At 70.4% G+C, this 22,879-nt stretch carries 12 protein-coding genes; 8 read left to right on the top strand and 4 right to left on the bottom strand.

Annotated features, from left to right (window positions below; all coding sequences use genetic code 11):
* Positions 1-36: 36 nt before the first annotated feature.
* On the bottom strand, positions 37-768 hold the full coding sequence (locus VFZ09_RS48770) for an immunity 52 family protein (protein ID WP_329734718.1): 732 nt from the start codon (positions 766-768) through the stop codon (positions 37-39).
* Between the two features lie 449 nt (positions 769-1,217).
* Between VFZ09_RS48770 and VFZ09_RS48765 the strand changes: the two genes are divergently transcribed.
* From VFZ09_RS48765 to VFZ09_RS48745, 5 genes are read left to right on the top strand one after another with little or no spacing between them, the layout of a single operon-like run.
* On the top strand, positions 1,218-1,613 hold the full coding sequence (locus VFZ09_RS48765) for a hypothetical protein (protein ID WP_329734717.1): 396 nt from the start codon (positions 1,218-1,220) through the stop codon (positions 1,611-1,613).
* Positions 1,614-1,625: 12 nt separating this feature from the next.
* Positions 1,626-3,233 carry a hypothetical protein gene (locus VFZ09_RS48760; RefSeq protein WP_329734716.1) on the top strand — a complete coding sequence of 536 codons (1,608 nt, stop codon included), beginning with the start codon at positions 1,626-1,628 and terminating at the stop codon, positions 3,231-3,233.
* A gap of 10 nt (positions 3,234-3,243) precedes the next feature.
* Complete coding sequence (locus tag VFZ09_RS48755; protein ID WP_329734715.1) at positions 3,244-4,410, top strand: AAA family ATPase; 1,167 nt, start codon at positions 3,244-3,246, stop codon at positions 4,408-4,410.
* A gap of 3 nt (positions 4,411-4,413) precedes the next feature.
* Positions 4,414-6,900 (top strand): DUF5682 family protein, encoded by a 2,487-nt coding sequence (locus VFZ09_RS48750; protein ID WP_329734714.1) that lies wholly within the window; start codon positions 4,414-4,416, stop codon positions 6,898-6,900.
* Positions 6,897-8,048 (top strand): VWA domain-containing protein, encoded by a 1,152-nt coding sequence (locus VFZ09_RS48745; protein WP_329734713.1) that lies wholly within the window; start codon positions 6,897-6,899, stop codon positions 8,046-8,048. Before VFZ09_RS48750 ends, VFZ09_RS48745 begins: the two co-directional genes overlap by 4 nt.
* Before the next feature lie 37 nt (positions 8,049-8,085).
* Here VFZ09_RS48745 and VFZ09_RS48740 read toward each other — a convergent pair whose 3' ends face one another.
* Positions 8,086-9,927 carry an SWIM zinc finger family protein gene (locus VFZ09_RS48740; protein ID WP_329734712.1) on the bottom strand — a complete coding sequence of 614 codons (1,842 nt, stop codon included), beginning with the start codon at positions 9,925-9,927 and terminating at the stop codon, positions 8,086-8,088.
* A complete protein-coding gene (locus VFZ09_RS48735) occupies positions 9,924-16,400 on the bottom strand; it encodes a HEAT repeat domain-containing protein (protein WP_329734711.1) in 6,477 nt (2,158 codons plus the stop codon). Before VFZ09_RS48735 ends, VFZ09_RS48740 begins: the two co-directional genes overlap by 4 nt.
* A gap of 603 nt (positions 16,401-17,003) precedes the next feature.
* Here VFZ09_RS48735 and VFZ09_RS48730 point away from each other — a divergent pair.
* Positions 17,004-17,426, top strand: a complete 423-nt coding sequence (locus VFZ09_RS48730) for a hypothetical protein (protein WP_329734710.1) — start codon at positions 17,004-17,006, stop codon at positions 17,424-17,426.
* 21 nt (positions 17,427-17,447) lie between these two features.
* On the opposite strand, the gene VFZ09_RS48725 is transcribed toward VFZ09_RS48730, so the two are convergent.
* Complete coding sequence (locus VFZ09_RS48725) at positions 17,448-20,171, bottom strand: hypothetical protein (protein ID WP_329734709.1); 2,724 nt, start codon at positions 20,169-20,171, stop codon at positions 17,448-17,450.
* A 261-nt stretch (positions 20,172-20,432) separates the two neighbouring features.
* Here VFZ09_RS48725 and VFZ09_RS48720 point away from each other — a divergent pair, with 261 nt between their 5' ends.
* Both VFZ09_RS48720 and VFZ09_RS48715 read left to right on the top strand, forming a co-directional pair.
* On the top strand, positions 20,433-22,307 hold the full coding sequence (locus VFZ09_RS48720; protein ID WP_329734708.1) for a Fic family protein: 1,875 nt from the start codon (positions 20,433-20,435) through the stop codon (positions 22,305-22,307).
* Between the two features lie 55 nt (positions 22,308-22,362).
* The gene (locus tag VFZ09_RS48715; protein WP_329734707.1) at positions 22,363-22,824 is read left to right on the top strand and encodes an SRPBCC domain-containing protein; all 462 of its coding nucleotides are present in this window, start codon (positions 22,363-22,365) and stop codon (positions 22,822-22,824) included.
* Positions 22,825-22,879 lie beyond the last annotated feature (55 nt).

Genomic DNA, 22,879 nt, shown 5'->3' with positions numbered 1-22,879 from the left:
TCTACACCATCCCGCAGGCCGAGTCGATGAACGGCGTCATTCATTCCACGGGCGCAGGGGGGTGAGGAGGCCGGCCCGGGCGAGGCGCTCGGAGACATCGCGGGCCAGGGCCACGTGGGCGGGGTTGGAGGCGGTGAGGCGCTCGGGGGTGAGGATGACGAGCGTGCCCTTGTCCTCCACGGGCTCGGTGTGGACGGGAGAGGGCAGGGGCGGCAGGGGGCCTCGGCGGTGGGAGAAGTACGTGAGCCAGCCGATGAAGGTGCCGCCCTCGGTGGATTCCGGTGCCACCCGTTCGTGAAGCTCATGGGAGGTGGCGATGCCCCACTCGGGCTCGAAGGCCACGGCCATGGCCCGGAGTATCCGCGCGAGGATGGGGGCTTGGAGCACGCGCTCCGCAGCGGGCCCTTCTGCGGGTGGGTTGAAGAGGCACAGGTTGGAGACCCAGACGGATGCGTCGCCACAGAGAAGCGACATGCTGCTGGCTGCTTCGTGGAGTTCCCCATTCCAGAGCCTCAGGGAGAAGCCTTCACCAGCGAATCGTCCTTCTTTCCATTCTTGTTGGCTGAACTCCGTTGCAATGCTCGCTGCATCGAGCTCGCAGCGATGCGCCAGCGCTTCCTCGAGGGTCCAACCCTTTTCGAACCACTGGGACAGGCTCGGGTCACATGGAGCCAGCAGCCGGAAAAAGGCCTCGGTACGCCGGGCACATGCCTCGGCGGTCTCTCGCCTCGCCAGCCAATACGTTCCCAAGTAGTACGATTCGTCCATTCCTACCTCAAGGGTGTGTGAGCGGAGTGTGAACGACCTTGATGGTGCCAAGCGCTTCTCTCTGGAAGATCTTTCGCAGGAGGTCGGCTACCTCGCGTTCGGCGATGTGCCACCGAATGGGAGTCCCTTTGGCGGCCCTGAATTGCCTCGGCTCCATCATCACCCTTCGTGACACCTCCCCGGACGCTCGAGCCGGCTCCGGGCTTCCGGCGGGTGCTGGACAGGAGGACCCCTGCCCTCGCTAGACTGCGCACCCGAGAGGTAAGGTCATGGCCACGCGAAAGATCATCCGACCCGCAGCGGCTGGTAACACCGGAACGTCGGCGGCGCCTGCCACGGCATCCGCCGCGGCACCCGCTCCAGTGCCAGCGCGTACCCCCCAGCTCCCGGATTTCGTCGAGCAGCTCAGGAAGCAGACCGACTCCGCCCGGGTCCAGAAAGCGACCTCGATGCTCCAGAGCGATCGCTTCCAGCTCTTCGACGAGGTGACCGAGGAGCACGTCACCGGCGTCGTCAAGAGCCAGACGGACTACTCGCTCTTCTACGCGTGCAAGATCGACAAGCATGGCAACTTCATGTGCTGCACGCAGAACCTCAACCGCTGCGGCGGCCTCAGCGGCAACAAGCCCTGCAAGCACATGCTCGTGTTGATGATCGGCTTGGTGCAGGGCGGGAAGATCGACGCCGCCCGGCTCTCCGCGTGGACGAACGCGGCCAAGGGCAAGAAGCCGGTGATCGACAAGGACGCGATGAGCGCCACCTTCGTCAAATACAAGGGCGCCGAGGCCGGTGAAATCGAGTGGCGCCCGACCGAGACCACTCCTGAAGACTACTATGCCTTGTAGCCGGCTCGCCCGATGAACAGCCTCGAGGAGGTCGGACAGGAGGCGGACACGCTCCGCACGGAGCTCGAGCAACTCTATGTGCGCGGCCTCGCGGCGTCGTCCGCCGCGGACTGGAAGAAGCTCGCATCGCTCGCCGAGCAGTGGGAGCGCATCGGCGCGGGGCACATCGCGTCGCGTCTGATGGCCGCGCTGCGGGCCGCCGAAACCGGCACGAAGGACGCGCCGCGTGCGCTCCTCTCCGCGCACACCAGCCTGCACGTGTTCGAGCGCGTGCTCAGCCTCGAGGCCGCCGCCGAGGCGTGGGCCGCGGCTGTCGCGGCACGGCGCGAGGAAGGTGAAGAAGGCGAAGCGGACGCGGCCCCGGCGGCCTCCTCCCCGCCCGCCGTGAAGCCGCCCGCCGCCGCGCCCCCCATCGAGGATCCCAAAGGCGCGCTCGCGCTCCTCGAGGAGCTGTCACGCGCGGTCGAGGACCTGGTGCGCACGGGCGTCCCCGTCGCCACCGAGGCCACGCGCGCCAAGATCGATGCGTCCTTCAAGGAGGCGTCGCGCCGCAAGTTCCTCCGGCTCGGTCCGTCGCTGCGCTACGTCAACGACGATGTCGGCCGCTACCTCTCCGGGGACCCGCAGTTTTCCATCCGGCGCTTCTCGTTCTTCCTCCACCGCTCGTGGCTCCTCGCCCGCGGGATGGTGAAGGCGATCCGCGACAAGAACGACGCGCTGTTCGCGGCACTGGCCGCGGCCCCGGTGGCCGCACCGCGACCGGTCAAGTCCCTCGAGGTCGTCACGCTCGGCGTGCTCAAGCGCACCGTCGCCAGTGCGTACACGTTCGAGTTCAAGCTGCGCATCGTGGGCGCCTCGGAGCCGGAGCTCGTGGGGCGCAGCCTCACCTACAGCCTCGTGTTCGCGCGCAAGACCGAGGGCAAGGCGAAGGATCTCCCGGCTGAAGCCTATCTGCACCTGAGTCAGCCGCAGAAGTTCATGCCCCGGGTCTTCCGCCAGGACAAGGTCGTGAAGATCACCGACGCGGCGGTGATGCTCGACGAGCGCGGTGGCGGCCGGCTCGCACTCGGGCCCAAGAGCACCGTGACCGAGGGCCCCGCCCATACGGACTGGCCCCCCCTCTTCCAGTTCGACCCCGCCGCGGCGCTCGATCGCGTGAAGCGTTACACGCCGGGCCCGTTGGATCTCGCGGTCGAGCTGCAGGAAGAGGTCGTCGTCACCGGGGCCACGATGAGCAAGCAGCCGCTCAAGACCGGTGACGGCCGGCGGCTCTTCGCGCTCCGCGGCGCGGACGGGCTCTCGTTCGATGCGGTGATCCCCGATGGCCCGGACGGAGAGGAGCTCCTGCCCCGCCTGCGCGCGGCGCTCGAGCAGGCGGACAAACCCCTCCTCTATGGCATCACCTATTATGAGTTCGGCCGCATGATGCTCCTGCCGCTGTCCTTGCTCCACACCGGCTCCGCGGCCCCCGAGCCCGAGTCCGCACCCAAGGCCCCGGCCGCGAAGAAGAAGGGCACCAAGGGCGAGGGCAAGGCGAAGGTGAAGAAGGACGGCCTGGAGCATCTCATGCTGAGTGACAAGACGTTCGATGTCTCCGCCCTCGTGGGCAATCTGTTCTGAGGACCGAAGCATGGCGAGACCCTCGAAGAAATCCGAAGAGACCGCGGCCCCTCCCGTATCCGAGCTCCTCAAGGAGCCGGCGGAGATCAAATACGCCCAGGAGCTGGAGGCCCTGCGCCAGAACGAGCAGGACGAGGTCCCCGCCGCCTGGAAGCTGTCTCCGCGCTCGGTGCTGGCCTACATCGTCGGGACGAAGAAGCCGCTCACCGCGACCCTCAACGGCGCCCAGGTCGAGGTGCCCATCACGCGCAAGTTCTTCGGTGACGACACCATCGTCGAGCGGTCCATCGTGACGCTCGCGAGCGAGCGCGCGCTGCTGCTCGTGGGAGATCCCGGCACGGGCAAGAGCTGGCTCTCCGAGCACCTCGCCGCGGCGATCAGCGGCTGCTCGACGCTGACGATTCAAGGCACGGCCGGCACCACCGAGGAGCAGATCAAATACTCGTGGAACATCGCGCGCATCATCGCCGAGGGCCCCAAGCCCGAGAACATGATCGCCTCGCCGTGCATGATCGCCATGCGCAAGGGCGCCATCTTCCGGTTCGAGGAGATCACCCGCTGCGTGGGTGACGTGCAGGACGCGCTCGTCTCCATCTGCTCGGACAAGGCCATCGCGGTGCCCGAGCTGCCGGGGGATGCCATGGTGTTCGCCCGGCCCGGGTTCAACATCATCGCCACCGCCAACGCGAGGGATCAGGGCGTCAACGAGCTGTCCGCCGCGCTCAAGCGCCGCTTCAACTACGTGCACATCCCGGTGGTCGCCGACCAGAAGACCGAGGTGGAGATCGTCCGCACCCGCTCCAAGGAGTTGCTCGAGCGCTACAAGATCGCCGCCCGCGTGGAGGAGCCCGTGCTCAAGCTGCTCGCCACGGTGTTCCGCGAGATGCGCAATGGCGTGACGGCCGAGGGCGTCAACATCCAGAAGCCCTCCACCACGCTGTCCACCGCCGAGGCCATCGGCGTGGCGCTCGATGCCGCCATCCACAGCCGCTATTTCGGCTCGGGCGTGGTGGGCGCCGACTCCATCGGCCGCAACCTCGTGGGCTCGATCGTCAAGGAGGACCTCGACGACGTGAAGGTGCTCAAGGAGTACCTGTCCCTGGTGGCCAAGAAGCGCGGGGAGGGCGACGCGCAGTGGAAGGCCTTCTACGAAGCGGCCATCTCCGCCATCAAATAGCCGATGACCCCCGCCTCCCCCATCGCTCAGCTCCTCGAGGAGCTCGACGCCGGGCGCATCGAAGCGCGCGCGAACGCCGTGCTGGCCGAGCCCCTCCACTGGTTCCCGGTGCGGCATCACTCGCCCACGGTCGCCCGCCACGTCGCCCGGAGCATCCAGGCGCGGCGGCCGTCGATCGTCTTCATCGAGGCGCCCTCGGACGCCTCGGAGCTGGTGCCGCACATCGTCGACAAGAAGACGAAGCCGCCGATCGCGCTGTTCTCCTCGTACCGCGACGACGACAACGTGCTCGGGCTCGCGGGCATCGAGAGCCCGGCGCCCGACGTGCCCTTCAAGGTGTCCGTCTATTATCCGCTGCTCTCGTACTCACCCGAGTACGTGGCCATGCGCGAGGCGGTGGCGCTCGGGGCGCGCGTGGTGTTCATCGATCTGCCCTTCCGTGCCCGGGTGAAGAGCGCGGCCGAGCGAGGCCTCCAGGGGCCGCCACGGGAGAGCGGCCCGCCGACCCGGGATGACGCGCCTCCCGTGGCCGAGCACCCCGAGAGCCAGCCCGGCTGGGAGCACCTCGCGGTGGAGAGCAGCTTCTACCAGAAGCTCGCGGACGCGGCGGGGTACCGCACCTTCGACGAGTGCTGGGACGCGCTCTTCGACGTGCCCTCGCGCCACGCGGACACGGAGAGCTTCCGGCGCGACCTGGCCTGTTTCTGCGCCGCGGTGCGCGCCACCACCCCCCGCGAGTGGATGGAGTCCGACGGCACGCTCCTGCGCGAAGCGCACATGTGGAGCACCATCACCCGCACCCTCGCCGAGACCCGGACGCCGCCCGAGAAGGCCATGGTGGTGTGCGGAGGCTTCCACATCTTCCTCGAGAAGAGCACGGAGCCTGGCCGGGCCCTTCCGCCGGGCACCGTGTACAACTCCCTGGCGCCGTATTCGTACCTGAGGACGAGCTCCGGCACCGGCTATGGGGCCGGCAACCGCGCTCCCCTCTACTACGAGCGCCTGTTCCAGCACTCCGAGTCCGACCCCGCGAACGCGCCCGTCGCCGCGATGGTGGATCACGTGGTCGGCGTGCTGGCGCGCGGCCGGCGTGACGGAGAGCTCCTGTCCCCGGCGGACGCCATCTCGGTGACGCAGCATGCGCGCATGCTCGCGAGCCTGCGCAACCGCTCCGCGCCCATCCTCGACGACGTGCGGGATGCGCTGATCTCCTGTTGTTGCAAGGGCTCGCCGCAGGAGGAGGGCAGGTACCTGCTGGGCGCGATGAAGGCGGTGGAGACCGGCACGGCCGTGGGCCGCGTCACCCCCGCGCTCGGCAAGCTCCCGCTCCTCTACGACTTCTACAAGGCGCTCGACGAGCTGGACCTGGGCGAGCACGTCACCCAGGACAGGAAGGCCAAGGTCGTTCTCAAGCTGCAACAGGCGGAGGACGAGCGGCGATCCATCTTCTTCCACCGGCTCGCGCAGATGGGCATCCCCTTCGCCCGGCAGCTGAACGTGGACAAGGCGGGCACCCTGTTCACCGAGGAGTGGGAGGTCGCGTGGACCCCCAAGGCCGAGGCCGCGCTCATCGAGGAGAGCGTCCACGGCGACAGCGTGGAGTCCGCGGCGCTCGCCAGGCTCGACGAGGAGCTGGCGCGGGAGGCGGGCTCGGCCGGCGCCGTCGCGGAGCGCCTGCTGCGCGCCGTGAACATGGATCTCCCCGGGATGGTGCTGCGCCTGCAGGCGTCGGTGGGCGGGGCCATCGACGCGGACACACGCCTGGCTTCGCTCGGAAAGGCGCTGACGCACCTGGTGGTGCTGGAGCGTCAGGCCGCCCGGCGCCGTCTGAACAAGGACCTGCTCGACGGCCTCATCCAGCGGTGCTTCGGCCGCGCGTGCTTCGCCATGCCGAACGCGGCCAATGTCCCGCCCGAGGAGTTCGACGAGGTGGTGGCCGGGGTGAAGAGCCTCGCGGAGGTGCTCATCGGCGAGAAGGGCGCGAGCCTGGATCGCGACCTGTTCATCGAGAACGCGCGCACCACGCTCGCCGATTCGAAGAGCCAGCGCCTGCGCGGCGCGCTCTCTGGCGTCCTGACGGAGATCCGCGCGCAATCGCCCGAGGACCTCGCCGCCGACGTGGCGCGCTTCGCCAGGGCCCTGCCCGAGGAGATGGTCCAGTGCGGGGACTACCTGAGCGGCGTCATGGAGACGAGCAGGACGGCGTTGATGCTCGGCGCCGATGGCATCGTCCATGCCATCGACGAGCTGCTACGCGTGGCCAGCTGGGACCAGTTCCTCATGCTGCTGCCGCGCACGCGCGGCGCCTTCGAGGCCGTGCACGAGCGCGCGCGCATCTCGCTCGGGGACCGGGTCGCCGTGATGTATGGCCTCCAGGATGACGACGCGGCGGCGGTGACGAAGCTGGAGACGAGTGTCGGCGCCGCGCTGAAGCTCTCCGAGCTGGACGCGCGGGTGGGGGAGATCATGAAGGAGTGGGACTTCGCATGAGCACGCCGCGAAAGCCCGGGGCGCGGTCGCTGAAGGACTTGAGCGACCAGGAGCGCGGGCTGCTCAATCGTTGGAGGCTCGTGCTCGGCAAGAGCGCCGAGCAGAGCGGCCTGCACCTCTCGCCCGGCGTGGGCGACGGGGACTGCGAGGGCGCGGAGGAAGCGCTCGACTTCCTCTTCAACGAGCGGGGCGGCGGCTCGAGCGGCTCGAACCTCACGGTCCCTCGGTGGATCGACTCGGTGAACGAGCTGTTTCCCCGGCAGGCCAGGGAGGTGCTGGAGCGCGAGCTCGTCCAGCGCAAGGGCATCCGCCAGCTGCTGGAGCAGCCCGACCTGCTGGAGCGGATAGAGCCCAACGTGGAGCTCGTGAAGACGCTCCTGACGCACAAGGATCTGCTGACGCCCAAGACCCGGGTGCTCGCGCGCAAGGTCATCGACAAGGTGGTCAACGAGCTCAAGAAGAAGCTCGAGGTGCGGGTGGAGCAGGCCATCACGGGAGCCATCCGCAAGGACAAGCACTCGCCGAGGCGGGTGTTCAAGAACCTGGACCTCCGGACGACGCTGCGGCGCAACCTCAAGAACTGGAACGGCGAGCGGCAGAAGCTGTTGATCGACCGGATCTGGTTCCACGCGGCCGAGAGGAACAAGCGGCCCTGGCACGTCATCGTGTGCGTGGACCAGTCCGGCTCGATGTTGGAGTCGGCGATCTTCTCGGCGGTGATGGCGTCGATCTTCGCGGAGCTGCCCGGGGTGAAGACGTCGCTGGTGCTCTTCGACACGCAGATCGTGGACCTGAGCGACAAGGTCGGAGAGCCGGTGGACGTCCTGCTGAGCGTGCAGCTGGGCGGTGGCACCGACATCACCCGGGCCCTCGAGTACTGCTCGGGGTTGGTGCGCGAGCCCGCGCGCACCATCGTCGTGCTCATCACCGACTTCTACGAAGGCCGCTCCGAGGAGGACCTCGTGCGAGTGGTGCGGCGGCTGGTGGACGCGAACGTGCGCATGGTGGGGCTGGGGGCGCTCGGCTATGACGCGCAGCCTCAATACAACCGGAGCACGGCGGGCCGGCTGCGCAAGGAAGGGATGGACATCCTGGTGTGCACGCCGGAGAAGCTCGCGGAGGCGATGGGGAAGATCATCACCGGGTGAGGCGTGTGAGCCTCCCGCGAGCCTCTCCTGGTGACGCCTACACCGCCCCGCCCACCGAGTCGATGAAGCCCTCGGCGGCCAGCGATTCCAGGCGCGCGAAGTAGGCCGTGCGGGCCTCGCCGTCCGTGTCGAACCACAGCCGCTGGTGGCGCTGCTCGCCCAGGCGCGGGCCCCACTCCACCGACACCAGCTTGCCGTCCAGCGACACCCGGTACACCTGCTCCTGGCCCGCCTCGTCGCGCCGCACGTACGAGCGTGTCTCCGCGCGGATTTGAGCCCGTCCCTTCGGCGTCTGCCGCAGCGCCTCCTCCTGCGCCCGCTGCCGTGCGTACGCCAGACGTAGGGCGATCATGTGCTCGCACGGGCCCTCGCGCATCCCCGAGCGCCGGTACGGCGGGCAGCCGCAGCTCGCCTCGCGCACCCGGCCCTCCAGGTCCAACATGAAGCCGGGGAAGAAGCTGCGCACCGCCTCGCGGTCCACCACCTCGCCGCTCAGCCGCGTGCCCACGCCCACCACCTCGTGCACCTTGGTGAGCTTCACCTCGCCCGCTCCCGGGCCTCCGTCTCCCAGCAGCCGGTGCGCCCGCTCCTCGCGCTCGTTGCCGTAGCGGATGACGGCCTCGTCCACCGGCGCCGAGAGCAGCTCGCGCGGCCGGTACGTCCCCTTGGCGATGTCATACAGCACGCGCCCGCGCAGGCACTCGAGCTGCAACGCCCCGCGCACCGCGTCCTTCGGCGAGTCCGTCCCCGAGGCCAGCGCCTCGAAGCTCAGCGGGCCCTCCTTGCGCAGCCGGTTGCGCAGCTTCTCCGCGAGCCCGTCCGGCACCTCGCGAGGCATGAGCGCATCGAAGGCCGCCGCGCTGGACCAGCCGCTCTCCGTCCACCCGGTGAGCGCCAGCGTCAGCGTCGCTGGGCCGAGCTCAATCACCCAGAACACCGGCAGGCCGGGCCCGAGCATCTGCACGCGCACGCCCTGTGCATGGGGCAACAGCCGCGCGAGCGCCGCGAGCCGCTGCCGTCCGAAGGTGCGCACCACCGCGGGCGCGCTGCCCTGGTACTTCGGCCCGTGGCACTCCAGCACCAGCTCCCACGGTTCAATCACGAGCCTCGGCTGCATGCCGGGGACGAGCTCGAAGCGCAGGGCGCGCGGGGCCTTCTTCGCCTTCCGGGTGCGCAGCGCGAAGAGCAGGTTGTACAAATCAATCGGCGCCAGCGTGCAGGTGCTCGCGGGCAGCGTGGCGGCGGACTGCACCTGGAGGAAGCCGCGCAACCACGCGTGCGGCACCTCCACGTTGCGCGGGGCGCGGGACCCGGCGCCGCCGGGCAGCGCCACGTGGGCCTCCAGGGACACCGGCACATAGGTGCGCAGCCGGTCCACCTTGGCCAGCAGATCCGCGGGCACGTCCAGGAAGGTGGAGCCGTGCGCGGCCTCGCGGCCCTCGAAGAGCGCGTTGTCGAAGGACAGGCGCGCATAGGCGCTCTCGTCGCGGGAGAACACCTCCAGCGACACCTGGTCCGGATCCACGGTGAGGACAGGGTCCAGCACCGCGTCCGCCTTCTGCTCGCCCTCGAGCGACTGCTCCAGGAAGGCCTTCTGCGCCTCCCAGATTTGAGCCGTGGCGCGCTTGCCCTGCTTCATCAGGTACGCGAGGTACGCGGTCCGGTCCTTGCCCCGGTAGCGCAAGTCGCTGGCGAGGATGCCGAGCGTGGCGGCGAGCGCATCGCGGAAGAGGGCGGGCTCGCGCACCCTGCCGCGCACGCCCACGGTGCCACGGGAGCCCTCCAGGGCCAGCTGGACGTGCGAGGCATTGGCGCCAGCGTCCACGTCACTCGTGGTGGCGTAACGCAGCTCGACGGCGTGGTGGGTGGCGGTGCTCACGACGGGCTCCCTTCCTTCTGGTCCTTCCGGGCGCGCTCGGCGGCGCGGAGTGCACGTTTGTGGGCGCGGTAGGCGGCCTTCCGCAGCTCCACGGATTGCGACTTGTCGAAGGCCTGGCCGCGCAGCACTTCCGCGGCCTCGGTGCCGCCCAGGCGGCCCAGCGCGGCCCACGCATCCTGCCGCACCTGCTCATCCTTGTTCGTGGCGAGCGGGCGCAGCGGCTCCAGCTCCTTGCCGGCCAGCACCGAGGGCAGGGCCATGCGGCGCGCCTCGGAGGTGGCGAGCTGCTTCGGGCTGCGCACCGTTCCTCCCGCGGGGCCCGTGGCCACCGGGTCGAACGGCTGCACCGCCAGGGCCCACTCGGCGGCGCGCTCGGGGGCGATGCGGGCCAGGGCGGAGGTGGAGGCCTCGCGCACCCCGGCGTCCGGGTCGGACAGGGCGGCACGCAGGGCCTCGGGGGCGGTGTTCAGCCGGCCCAGCGCGCGGGCCGCTTCCAGGCGCACCCCGGCCGGAGCCTTGGCCTCTCCACCCTGGAGGATGTCCTTGCCCGCCTTGGCCAGCTCGCTCACGCCCAGGCACGAGCCCGCCCACAGCAGCCGCTCCCAGGCGGTCTCCACGGGCTCGCGCTTCGGGGCGGGCGTGGAGGCCCACTCGGAGGCCGTGCGGCGCTCGGCGGTGGCGATGGCACGGCCCAGCACGGCGCGGTCGTCGGTGGACCAGGCGCGCGAGGCCTCCTGCTCACCGGTGCGCGCGCCCACCAGCCACGCGGCCTCCTCGCGCGCGGAGGGCTTCTCGTGGCCGAGCAGGTTCGCCAGGGCTCCGGCGGGCAGCGACGCGCGCCGCACGAGTCCCCTGCGCAACCGCTGGCGCAGCTCCTCCTTGTCCAGCGTGGCCAGACGCGGGAGCAGCTGCATGGGGTCCGCCTCGGTGGCGAGGTAGCTGGCGGCGGGCTCGGAGATGTCCTCCTGCTCGCTGGCCACGGCGAGCAGCTCCACCCGGATGCGCTCCTGGGGGAACAGGGCGTCGAGCGCCTTGCGAGCCGCGGCGCGCAGATCGTCATCCCAGTCATCCAGCGCCTTGGCCAGGGTGAGCTCGGCGGCGGGGTCCCCGAGCTTGCCCAGCTCCTCGGCCGCGGTGAGGCGCACCGTGTTGTTGACGTTGTCGTCGGCCAGCAGCGTCTCCAGCCGGGAGCGCGCCCGCTCGCCGCCGATGGCTCGCAGGCCCCGGACACCGGCCTGCTGTTGCTCGATGGAGCGGCCCTCCATGGCGGCGAGCTCCACCTTCTCCTCGACGCGGCGGCGATCCTCGCCCTCGGGCAGCTTCGGGGCGAGCCGGCCCAGGCCCTCGAGGGCCGCGGCCACCATGCTCTCCTCCACGGGCGCCTCGGGCGTGCCACCGGCGGCCACCTGCTCCAGCTCGGACAGGGCGCGCGCGTCTCCGAGCGTGCCCAGGGCCAGCAGGGCCCGCTCGCGCTCTCCCTCCTCGCCCGCGCGCACGTACAGCAGCAGCGGGCGCAGGGCACTCGTGCGGCCCCGGGAGGCCACGCCCTCGGCGGCGGGCAGCATCAGCTCGCGAGCACCGCCGCGCAGCACCTCCTCCAGCGGCTCCACCTTCGCGCCCTTGTGGATGACGCGCGAGGCGTAGCCGGCCACCGACTCCATGCGCACCGTCAGGTCCCGGTCCGCGAAGAGGCCGGCGAGCAGCTCGTCCTGGCCCACGTCGTCGCCCTGCACCAGCTCGAGGGCGGCGGCCTTGCGCACGTTCGGGTCCGCGCTGCGCACGGCCGCGCGGAGGAAGCGCATCGCCAGGGCCATGTCGCGCTTCGTCTCGCCCTTCTCGTCCTTCTGGGGCGGGGTGGCCACCTCCATGGCGGCGCCCACGCAGGCGTAGCGCACGGTGGCGGCCTCGTCGTCGAGCTGCCGCGCGAGCGCATCCACGGCCTCGGGCCGGCGGGTGTGGCCCAGGGCCTTCACGAGGGCGAAGCGCTCGTTCTGCTCCGAGGTGGCGCGCAGCCGGGCGGCCAGGGCCCCCACGGCGGCGGCCGAGCCGAGCCGGGCCAGGGCCTCCTGGGCGCGCTTCACCGCCGAGGCGTTCTCCGAGCGCAGGAAGGCGGCGAGCACCTCCACGGCGCGGTCATCCTGGCGCCAGGCGAGCAACTCCGCGGCGCGCAGGCGCAGGTCCTCGTGCTCGCTGCCCGCCGCGCGGCCGAGCGCCTCGGTGACGCGTGCGTCGTTGGCCCCGGCGAGCCGCTCGATGACACCCACGCGCAGGTCCGCGTGCTCGCTGCCGAGCGCGGCCAGCAGGGGCTCGAGGCTGCCCGGAGGGCTGAGGCGCTCCAGCAGCTCGAAGGCGTACTTGCGCACGTCGGACAGGGGCGAGTTGAGCGCGGCGGCGAGGCGGCCCTTGGCGGACGTGCCCCGGGCGGCGAGCTCGTCCAGCGCGGCGCGGGCCACGTCCGCGGAGAGCGACGCGAGGGCGAGCGCCAGTGGCTCATCGGAGCCCGCGGGGTACAGCTCCTTGAGGCCGGCGAGGGCCGCCTTGCGCACGAGCTGGTGCGGATCCTCGAGGGCGCGCAGCAGGGCGGCCACGGCGGCGGGCGTGCCGGCATGGCCCTCCTGGGTGAGCTTCACCACGCGGTCCACGGCATCGCGGCGCACGCGGTGGCCCTCGTCGTCACCGGAGGACACCTGGCGCAGCAGGCCCACGTAGGCGCCGAAGGCGAGCCGGCGCAGGTGCTGCTTCTCGGCGGAGACGAGCGCCTCGGGCGAGGGCTCGGCGGAGGCGGCCTTGCCGGAGGGGGTGGAGAAGAGGCGGCGCAGCCAGTTGCGCGCGGGCTTCTCCTCCACGGGCCGGGCCTGGGCCTGGGGCGACGTCTCGGGCTTCCACGGCGCTTCCAGCGAGCGCGGGCGGGCCACCTTCGCGGCCTCGCGGAAGTAGTCGAGCGGCTTGTGGCGCAGCTGGAGCACCTGGGCGGCGGCGTAGCGCTGCTCGGGCACGTCGCTGGCGAGCGCCTCGGCGAGTCCCACCATGGCGCGGGCGCGCTCGGCCTCGGCGGGCCAGTCCTTCATGTCGCCGGCCTTCTCGGGGCGGGGCGGCTGGAGCACCTCGACGAGGTGGGCGTGGGAGGCTTCCGTCTCCGTGCGCAGCTCCAGGGCGCGGGCGGCGGCGTAACGCACCTCGGGCCGGCCGCTGGAGAGGGCGCTGATGAGCAGGTCGGGCGGCTCGCCCCGGCGCGAGGCGCGCAGGTCGCGGGCGAGGACAATCGCGAAGACGGTCTCCTGCACCTCGCGGGAACGGTCCTCCAGGCCGTGGAGCAGGCCGCTGTCGCCGTCGGGCCCGAGCGCCGCGAAGGAGAGGATGGCTCCGATGCGGATGGGCTGGTGCTCGTGGCGCAGGTTGCCGGTGAGGACGGGCAGGGCGCGGATGTCACCGAGGCGGGACAGGCCATCCGCGGCCCACGAGCGCACGGCGACGTCCGCGTGCCCGAGCGCGTCGAGCAGATAGCCCTCGTCCCCCCGGCGGCTGGCGGTGGCGAGCCCGCGGGCGGCCTGCTCGCGCACCTCGCTGGCCTCGTCCTTGAGGAGCGTGGTGGCGAAGAAGGACAGCAGGCGGCGCGAGCCGAGGGTGGCCAGGGCGCTCGCGGCGCGGTGGCGCAGCGGGGCGAGGAAGGCCGGCGGGTGGATGCGCTGCAACTCCTTGTCGGTGAGGAGGTTGCGCATCGGCTCGATGATGTCCTCGGCGCCGCGGGCGGCGAGCAGCTCGGCCGCGCGGACCTTGAGGGGCAGCTCACCGGAGCCGAGGCCCGCGAGCAGGGGGCCGTTCTCGTTCTTGATGAGCTTGTCGAGCGCCTCGATGGCGGCGAGGTAGACCTGCGGCTCCTCGGCGAGCAGCAGCTTGAGGAGGGGCGAGCGCACGGCCTCGGCGGGAGCCTGGGCGGCGTTCTTCGCGGCGAGGGTGCGCAGCGAGGCGTGGGCGGTGTCGAAGGCGGCCAGGTGCGGCTCGGCCTGCTCCTTGCCCACGTGCTTCACCCAGGCCTCATAGGCGGCCTGGGCCACACCGGCGTCGCGGTCCCCCACGACCTTCTTCAGCCGCTCGAGGGCCGGGCCCTCCTTGATGCGGGCGGCGAGCTCGTCCACGGCGCGGCGGCGCAGGTCGGGGAAGCGGCCGGCGAGCGCGCGCTCCAGGGCCTCCTGGGGATTCTTCTCGTTCCAGGCCCAGAGGGTGCGGAAGGCCTCGTCGCGCACCTTGGCGGACTCGTCCTCGAGCGCATCGCCGAGCAGGTGCACGGCGGCCTCGGAGCGCTTGCCCGTGAGCTTCACGAGCCGGTCGAGGCCCCGGACGCGCACGTCCTCGAAGGAGGAGCGGAGGGCGGCCTCGGCGGTGGAGAGGGGCGCCTCGGTGTCGAGCGTCACCACCGCGTCGAGGGCGGTGGCGCGCACGTCGGCGTTCTCGTCATCCAGCATCCACACGAGGCGCTCGCGGCCGCGGGCGTCCTGGAGGGCGCGGAGGGCCTCGGCGGCCTGACGGCGGATGGCGGCATCGGGCTCGCGGGAGAGTTGCAGCAGCGCACCGAGCGCCCGGGCATCCCCGAGCTGCGCGAGGCCGCGGGCGCCACGGACGGCGGTGTCGGGAGTGCGGCAGGCCATGGCGGCGAGCAGCGGCTCCAGGCTGGCCTCGGCGAGGGGCTCGCCGGCCTTGCCGGTGCCGGGCAGGGCGGCGCGGGCGGCCCGGGCCTCGTCATCCGTGGGCCGGGGCTTGCGGGCGAGGCGGCGCGCGACGTCCAGGGCGGCGCGGGCGAAGTCCTCGTCCTTCTCCTCCAGCACGTGGGCGAGCGGGCGGCGCTCCAGCACGCGCACGGTGAAGGCCACGCGGCGCACGTCCGCGTCCGAGTCATCGAGGGCCCGGGCCACGAGGGGCTGCAACTGGGGCGAGCCCAGCCAACCGGCACCGGCGGCGCGGATGAGCACCTCGGCGCGCAGGTGGGAGGTGCCGCGCTCGAAAGCCGTCTTGAGGGGCTCGGTGCTGTCCTGGGGGAACACCTCCACCAGCGCGTCCAGCGCTGTTGTCGAGACGGTGGCATCCGAGTCCGTCAGCTTGCTGGAGATGAGGCCCGGCACGAGCGGCGAGGTGCCCCCGAGCGTGGCCAGGCGGCGCAGTCCGGCGATGCGCGTGTCCGGGTAGCGCGAGTCGAGCGCGGCGCGCGGGGCGGCGAGCGGGGACTCCTTCTCCAGCGTGGCGAGCGACTCCAGCGCGGCGGCGCGGACGGCCGGGTGCTCGTCGTCGAGGCGCTCGCGCAGCTTCACGCGGGCGCCGGTGCGGCCGAGCCGGCCCAGCTCCTCGGCGGCGAGCTTGCGCACCTCGTACTCGCGGTCCGAGGAGAGCATCGCGAGGACGAAGTCGAGCGCCTCGGGCTCCTCGAGGGCGGCGGCCTCGCGGACGGAGGCCTCGCGCTTGGGGCGGTTGCCCTTGCGAGACTCCTCGAGCAGGTCGAAGCCGTGGGAGAAGGAGACGGTGTCGTTGGTGGGCTTGCCCTCGGTGTCCAGCTCGAAGCGGCGCACCGTGCGGTCCTCGCCACCGGCGTAGACGAAGCCGAGCTGCACCTTGGCCTGCCGCGCGCTGACGGGCGGAGCGAAGGCGAGGGCGTACACGGGCTTGCTGCCGCAGTCGAGCGTGCGCGGCTTGCGGCGCTCGTCCAGGCGCCACGCCTTCACCTTGCCGTCGTCACCGGAGGAGAAGATGCGGTCGGAGGCCTCCTCGCCGCGCTCGGGAGGGGGCGTGGGTGGGAAGAGGAGGGCGGTCACGGCGCCGGTATGGCCGGAGTCCTTGTCGCCGCGGACCTCGTGCTCGACGGCGCCGACGAGGTACCAGATGCGCAGCTTGCCATCATCTCCGGCGGAGACGAGGCGCCCATCGCGCGGGGTGAAGGCGAGCGCGCGCACGGCGCCCTCGTGGCCGGGCATGTCGCGGCGGGCCCCGTTGGCGAGCGTGAAGGAGCGCACCACGGAGTCGTCACCGCCGCACGCGGCATAGGTGCCGGAGGGGTCCACGGCGACGGCGCGCAGGGGCTGGGACGAGGCCTGCCACTCGTGCACGCGCTTGCCCTTGGCGAGCTCCCAGGCGCGGAGGAAACCATCGAGGCCCACGGTGAAGGCGCGGGCGCCATCGGGGCTGAGGGCGACGGCGGTGCAGGGGCCGCGGTGGGCGTCCTTGAGCTCGCGCTGCACGGAGCCATCGCCGAGCGCGCCGATGCGCACGGAGCCATCGGCGCAGGCGGCGACCCAGCTTTCCCCGGCATGGGCGAGCCCGAGGACGGCGGCGGGCAGGTCCACGGTCCAGGCCACCTTGTTGGTGGAGGGCTCGTAGGCAGTGAGGCGGCTGTTGGAAGCGGCACGGGAGCCGCCGACGAGCAGCAGGCGCGGGGTGGCCGCGAGCGCGCGGACCTTCTCGTAGTGGCCGATGGAGAGTGAAGCCATACGTCGGAATCCTCCGGTCGGGGGGGTTTAGCACAGGAGCGGCCATCTACTTCCGCCGTCCTTCAGGTTTCCGCGCCTGTCCGGCAACGTGTCCCGGGTGCGACTCACGGCCGGGTGGTTTCATCGATTGAGCGGGCTGGCGCTCCTGCTGTGGCTCACGGGATGCGCTGTGCAGTCCCCGGCGAGGGCTCCTCGGTGGTATGGGCAGAGTGGTCCTGTCTCCGCTGGGGGCTTGCCGGGGACGGTGAGCGCCGGGGCTCGGACCATCGAGGTTGACTTCGAGGCCGCCACCAGCCGATGACCGACAACATGAAGGGCTTGCTCCTCGATAACCGATGGGCCCCCATCACTTCGGAGATGGGATTTCTGGAGACCGGTGCGGAGCATGCCGCCCGTGCCTTCGCGGCATGGCAGGCAGGGCTGATGGCGCCCCGTGGCATTGCCGTGGAAGTACGCCCGGTTCCGGGCTCCCTGGAGCATGCCCTCTCGTCCCTGCTGCCCCTGACCAGCCCGGAGGCACGGCGAGACCTCTTCATTCCGACACGAAGCCCCTGGACGGCGTACGTCGAGAACGGGTGGGGTGGGACCGATGCCGGGAGTGTCATGTCCTATATGGCTCGGACGCTGGGCTGCCGGGGCATGCGGGTGGTCGCGGTGCCCCACACCTTGCGTGGCGACAAGGGGCGCTATGGGGCCGTGATGTTCGAGCTGTACGGACCCCAGCAGACGCACTGGCTCAACTACTTGCGCACCCTCTATGTCTCCAACGATGGAGGCAAATGGGTGTTCGGCCAGTCCGGTGAGCCCCTGCCCTTCGAGAAGCTGGATCGCTACCAGGCGCGCAGGCTGCGAGACCGCTTCACCTTCGACATGCTCAAGGAGTACCTGCACCACCTGGGGCTGTCCCCCTTCGAGGAGGACTTCTACCTGCCCCAGGGTGCTCCCGCGTGGCTCGTGGAGAAGACGGGAACCTTCGTCCCCGCCCAGACGGAGTACACCCTCGCCCAGGCCCGGCAGGACTTCTGACTCCAGGCACGCGGCCTGCCGTCAGAGTCCCCCGAGCTCCACGCCGGGGTGCGCCGCGCGCAGCCTCACCAGCGAGGACAGGCAGCTCTGCCACTCGCCCTTGGCCAGCGAGCCGGTGAACTCACCGAGCACCGGCGTCACCACACGGGCGAAGCTCTCGTCTTCCAATCCCAAATCACGCACCAGCTCAATGACCCGGCGCTTGGCCTCGCTGGCGGACACCCGGCGGACCACGTTGCCCTCGCGGCCTTCCTTGGAGCGCCCCGGGGGCAGGCCGAAGAGCATGCGGCGCAGGAAGGTGCGCAGCGCCTCCACGTTGGCGAAGCGCTCGGTGGCGGCCACCGGAGACTCCGCGGCCCCCGACGGCTTCCACCCCTCGGGCAGGTGCAGCGGGCGGTGCTTCTCCCAGAGGAGGCGGATGGCGAAGAGGCCCACCTCGCGGTCGGCGCTCTCCATCAACCATGCGAGCCGCTCGGGCCCGCCCAGGCGCGCGTAGTGGCGGCGGATGAGCTCCACGGCCACCTCGCGCGTGGAGCGCTTGGTGCTCTCGGTGAGCGTGAAGACCTTCACGGGGTCCAACTCCTCGGGGGTGAGGGTGCGGCGCTTGTCGGCCCCCTCCTCGCCCGCCTCGAGCAGGGCGTCATAGGCGAGGTTGCGCACTTCCTTGGCGTTGGCCTCGGCCAGCTCGTACACGCGGGTGTGCCAGCCCCAGGCGCGCAGCTCCACGCGCGTCACGGCGAGCGCGAAGTGACGCACGTCATCACGGGCGTCGAACAGCGCGGGCCACAGCCGCTCGGGGGTGTACGCGTTGCGAGGCGCCTTGGGCTTGAGCTGGTAGGACTTGGACTCGGGCTGCTCGGGGCCGATGACGGGGTGGTGGCAGCGCAGGTACGTCTGGGCGAACGTCCGCACGGGCGCGGGCTGCTTCGCGCCGAGCGCCAGCTCGAAGAGGCGCTCCAGGCCCGCGGCGGCCTCGCCGGACTCGCTGAAGTCGGCGGGCGACACGTTCTCCAGCAGGTAGCGGTGGGCGAACTGGTGCAGCGTGGGGTCCGCGCGCCGGGCGAGCGCCAGCAACCACGCAATGCCCACGTCCCTCGGCGCGAAGAGCTTGCGGTTGCCGAGCAGCTTGAGCGCCACCTCGCGGTACTTCGCGTTGAAGACGAGCCCCTTCACGCGCTCCACGTCCAGGCCGGGCAGCGCCTCCGCCTCGCCGAGCCAGCCGGAGACGGTGTCGCCGAAGTTCGGGTGGATGGCGCGGTCCAGCAGCCAGTCGGCGCCGATGTCCGCCGGCTTGAAGGCCTTGAGGGACTCGAGGGCCAGCTCCTCCACGTCGCTGCCGTAGGACTCCAGGCGCGAGTCATCGAGCAGGGCCTTCCAGAAGGACGGGGGCAGCTCGCCCTTGCCGTACTTGGACTTGAGGTACTTCGTGGCCCACTCCATCTGCTCCTCGTCGCCGAAGAGCATGTCGAAGAGGAACTTCTGGGTGAGCTCGGCGCGATCGAAGCTCTGCTCGAGGGCCTTGGCGGCGAACTTCGCGGTCTGCTTGTGGACGAGCAGCCGGCCGAGGAAGTCCGGGCCGAGCTCGCGCGGGTTGCGCTTCTCCAGCACGGCGGCGGCGAAGGCCTTCACGTCGGTGTGCTCGCCCTCGAGCAGCCCGGCGAGGCGCTCGGGCGGGAGGTCCTGCGCATGGGCGCGGGCGTACTCGATGGCGTAGGTGCGCGCCTTGTTGCTCTCGGAGACGAGCAGGGCGAGCACGGCCTCGTGGAGCCCGAGTCCGCGCAGCTTGCCCTGGTGGAACTCGGGGGAGCCCTGGAGGGTCTCCACGAGGAAGTCATGGGCGCTGGCGAGCGGGCGGCGGGCGAGTCTGTCCAACCAGGCGGGGGTGATGTTGCTGCGCAGGGTATCGGGGAAGTCCTTGCGCAGACCCTGGATGGCGAAGCGGGCGGCGGGGTCCGACTGGCAGGTGTCGAGCAGCCGCATGAGCGCATCGGGCGAGCGCTTCCACGCGTCGGTGAAGGCGCGCTTCTTCACCATGTCGCTGGGGGGCTCGATGGAGAAGGAGTTGGCGGAGTAGTTGCCGTTCTCGTGCGCCCAGATGTGGTTGGAGAGCCAGCACGAGCGCCAGGAGGTATCGGGCTCGTAGTGGCGGAGCACCTCGATGGCGAACTGGGGGTAGAGCTCGGGGACGGCCATGCCGAGCTGGCGCAGGTAGCGCCAGGCGCGGCGCTGGAGGTAGGTGAGGGTGCCGCGGGAGACGTCGCGGGAGCGGTAGGACTCAGAGCGCTCGGTGTCGAAGCGCCAGGCGAGGACGCCGAACATCTCGGCGTCATGGCGGGCCTCGGCGAGCTTGTAGATGCGCTTGAGGCCGCCCCAGAGGCCGAAGCGGAGGTCTGCCTTGCGGGCGAGCGCGAAGAGGACGGCGCGGGAGGCGCTGGTGTTGCGCTCGTAGAGGGAGACGAGGAGGTCCGCGAGGGCGAAGCGCGCGGGGAGGGGGACGTCCTTCTGGGCGAGGTAGCGCTGCCAGGCCTCGCGGGCGCCGGTGTGGCGGGCCTCGGCGCTGTGGCGGGACTGGGACTGGCGCAGGAGGTTGAGGAGCCCGTCGAAGGCGAGGGCGCCCTGGGGGAGTTTCTCGGGGACCTTGTCGGGCTGCTCGAGGAAGGCCAGCACGGCCTCCGCGAGGTCGGGCGCCTCGGCCCGTGACAACCGCTCCAGATCTGCTGCCGTCAGCTCGTCGCTCGTGGCCATCGGGCGGACGGGTCTAGCACAGGTGAGCAGTCGACCAGCGCGGATGAGCCCACCTCGTCGGGATTCAAGCGCTCCGGCCTCGACGCTTCTCTCTGTCAAGGGCGAATGCACTGACCCGAGGGGCTCCTACATCTGCACACCTGGCGGAGGAGCACGAAGGGGGCGTCGAAAGGCGGCAGAGGCCGTAAGCCTAATTGATTTTCGGAGGGATGGGCATTTTATAAGCACTTTCACTCAAGTCTAACTTTTTTGGGGTCTCTCATGCCCGAACTCACCCAGCTCGATCGCCTCTTGGAGGAGGGCCGGAAGGTCGAGGGGTGGACGGCACTCATCGAGAGTTCGCCTGCTTGCCAGCTCTGCCAGAAGGAGGGCAGGTCCTCCCCTGCCGTCGTCGATGGACGGCTCCGGGACTCGGGCCAATGGGCCAACATGTGCCGGGCGCACCTGGCCGAGCGAGGCGAAGGCATTGGCCCGACAGCAGGTCGGGTCCTCATTCCGACGGGACCGGCGAACCACATCGAGCCGCCCCAGGGGACGGCGCCCATCGGTTATGCGTGGCTCATCTCCGAGTTCGCATTGGCGGTGCTTGCTCCGCACCGGCTCAGCTTTCTAGGGACGACGAACGTCCGCCGTGAAATCCACGATGAGTCCCAGACCCGCATCGTGTTCCCACCCGGGTACGCGCCTGGGCCACGCACCATGGACCAGCTGGAGTTTGCCCTGAAGCATGAGGGCCTCAACCTCGAGGTGCTGGCGACCTTCTTCCGGCGCGTGGATCGAGAAGCCTTCGAGGCAGAGCTGGTGGACGCGATTCGCTCACAACCCCTGGGACAGTACCGTCGGCGGATCTGGTTCCTGTACGAGTGGTTGACCGACCGTCGGCTGCCCGTCTCGGATCTCAGCAAGGGAAACTACATCTTCCTGCTCGATCCAGAGGCCTATTACACGGGAGTTCCGCAGCGTTTCCGGCGGCAGCGCATCGATGAGAACCTCCTGGGCGACCGGAACTTTTCTCCGATCGTCCGGCGGACGGAAAAACTGGCGGAATTCGAGCGCAAGGACATCCGAGCCAGGGTTGCCAGCATCGTCGAGCAATATGACCCTGACGCCCTGCACCGTGCGGCGGGTTATCTCTACACGAAGGAGACACGCTCCTCGTTCGCCATCGAGGGTGAACGCCCAAGCGCGAACAAGGAAGAACGGTTCGTCGCACTGCTCCAGGGTGTCCCGAAACTGAGCGCACTCTCCAAGGAGAAACTCGTCCAACTCCAGGGCGCGACAGTGGATCCCCGCTACGCGCGTGGGGATTACCGCGACGACCAGGTCTATGTGGCCATGCCCTTGGGGCTGACGCGCCAGCGAATCGAGTACATTGCTCCCAAGCCCGGTGACGTGCCTGGACTCATGTCTGGTCTGCTCCACTGCATGGAACGGATGGCCAGGTCCATGTGCGATCCGGTTGTCGATGCGGCCGTCGCGTCGTTCGGCTTCGTCTTCATTCATCCCTTCCCGGATGGGAATGGCCGACTGCACCGGTTGCTCATCCACTACATCCTTTCAAGGCGTGGGGTCACTCCTGGAGACTTCATCTTCCCGGTCTCAGCGGTCATGGAGTCGAGGCGAATGGAGTACGACAAGTGCCTGGAGAGCTTCTCCCGTCCGCTGATGAAGTTGCTCGACTACACCGAAGGTGAGGATGGAAAGGTCACGGTCCAGGGGGATAGTGCACCCTTGTATCGTTACTTCGATGCGACTCGGATGGCGGAGGATCTCTACCACTGGGTCTTCGAGACGGTGGATACCGAGCTTCAGCAGGAACTCGACTTCATCGCCCGCTTTCGCGAGGCGCGGAAGGCCATGGCGGAGGTGGTGGACCTGCGAGAGCAAGATGCCAACCTCTTCGTGTCGCTCTGCCGGCAGAATGGAGGGCGTCTCTCCAAGAGCAAGCGTGAGACCCGCTTCTCGATGTTGACCGATGGGGAGATCGCTGGGCTGGAGAAGGTTGTCCGTACGTATCTCATGCCCACCGGGAAGGTGTCTGGAGCGAAGCAGGCGTCAGCCTCAGAGGAGGTAGACCCGGAAGCCGGGCAGCCTCGCTCATCGAAGCACACCTTCGTTTCTCGTACCCGAGGGTAGTCTTTCCACCGCGCCGGAACCCCGCTGTGGCTCTTGCATTTGCTAGTGTTCGGGCATGAGTTCAACCCGCATCACCCGCCACGTGAATGCACCCCGCGCGAGCGTCTATCGCGCGCTTGTCGATGCGCGCGCGGTCTCGGCGTGGAGGGTGCCGCCCGGCATGACCAGCCACGTGCATGTGTTCGAGCCCCGCGAAGGTGGCTCGATCCGCATCTCTCTCACGTACGACGCACCGACCGGGACCGGCAAGACGACCGCGCACACCGACACGTATCACGGCCGCTTCGTGAAGCTCGTGCCGGACGAGCAGGTGGTCGAAGTGGTCGAGTTCGAGACGACGGATCCCGCGCTGCGCGGCGAGATGACGCTCACCCTCTCGCTTGCCGATGCAGAGGACGGTGGCACCGATGTCCTCGCCGTGCACGAGGGGGTACCGAGCGGCGTGTCGCCCGCGGACAACGAGCTCGGCTGGCGGTTGTCCCTCGAGAGACTCGCGGCGCTCGTCGAGGCGGGCTGATGCACTCGCGACTCGTCTCGTGAGCCGGGGCTCGCCCCGCGGAGCGATGCGGCGC

This window comes from Archangium sp. (assembly GCF_036277355.1).
Lineage (GTDB): Bacteria > Myxococcota > Myxococcia > Myxococcales > Myxococcaceae > Archangium.
This window is presented reverse-complemented; position numbering and strand designations above follow the sequence as displayed.

Coding starts and splice junctions, on each gene's coding strand:
- VFZ09_RS48765 (WP_329734717.1), top strand. CDS start 1,218: ATGCTCCAGAGCGATCGCTTCCAGCTCTTCGACGAGGTGACCGAGGAG.
- VFZ09_RS48745 (WP_329734713.1), top strand. CDS start 6,897: ATGAGCACGCCGCGAAAGCCCGGGGCGCGGTCGCTGAAGGACTTGAGC.
- VFZ09_RS48755 (WP_329734715.1), top strand. CDS start 3,244: ATGGCGAGACCCTCGAAGAAATCCGAAGAGACCGCGGCCCCTCCCGTA.
- VFZ09_RS48750 (WP_329734714.1), top strand. CDS start 4,414: ATGACCCCCGCCTCCCCCATCGCTCAGCTCCTCGAGGAGCTCGACGCC.
- VFZ09_RS48760 (WP_329734716.1), top strand. CDS start 1,626: ATGAACAGCCTCGAGGAGGTCGGACAGGAGGCGGACACGCTCCGCACG.
- VFZ09_RS48725 (WP_329734709.1), bottom strand. CDS start 20,171: ATGGCCACGAGCGACGAGCTGACGGCAGCAGATCTGGAGCGGTTGTCA.
- VFZ09_RS48735 (WP_329734711.1), bottom strand. CDS start 16,400: ATGGCTTCACTCTCCATCGGCCACTACGAGAAGGTCCGCGCGCTCGCG.
- VFZ09_RS48770 (WP_329734718.1), bottom strand. CDS start 768: ATGGACGAATCGTACTACTTGGGAACGTATTGGCTGGCGAGGCGAGAG.
- VFZ09_RS48730 (WP_329734710.1), top strand. CDS start 17,004: ATGTCCTATATGGCTCGGACGCTGGGCTGCCGGGGCATGCGGGTGGTC.
- VFZ09_RS48715 (WP_329734707.1), top strand. CDS start 22,363: ATGAGTTCAACCCGCATCACCCGCCACGTGAATGCACCCCGCGCGAGC.
- VFZ09_RS48720 (WP_329734708.1), top strand. CDS start 20,433: ATGCCCGAACTCACCCAGCTCGATCGCCTCTTGGAGGAGGGCCGGAAG.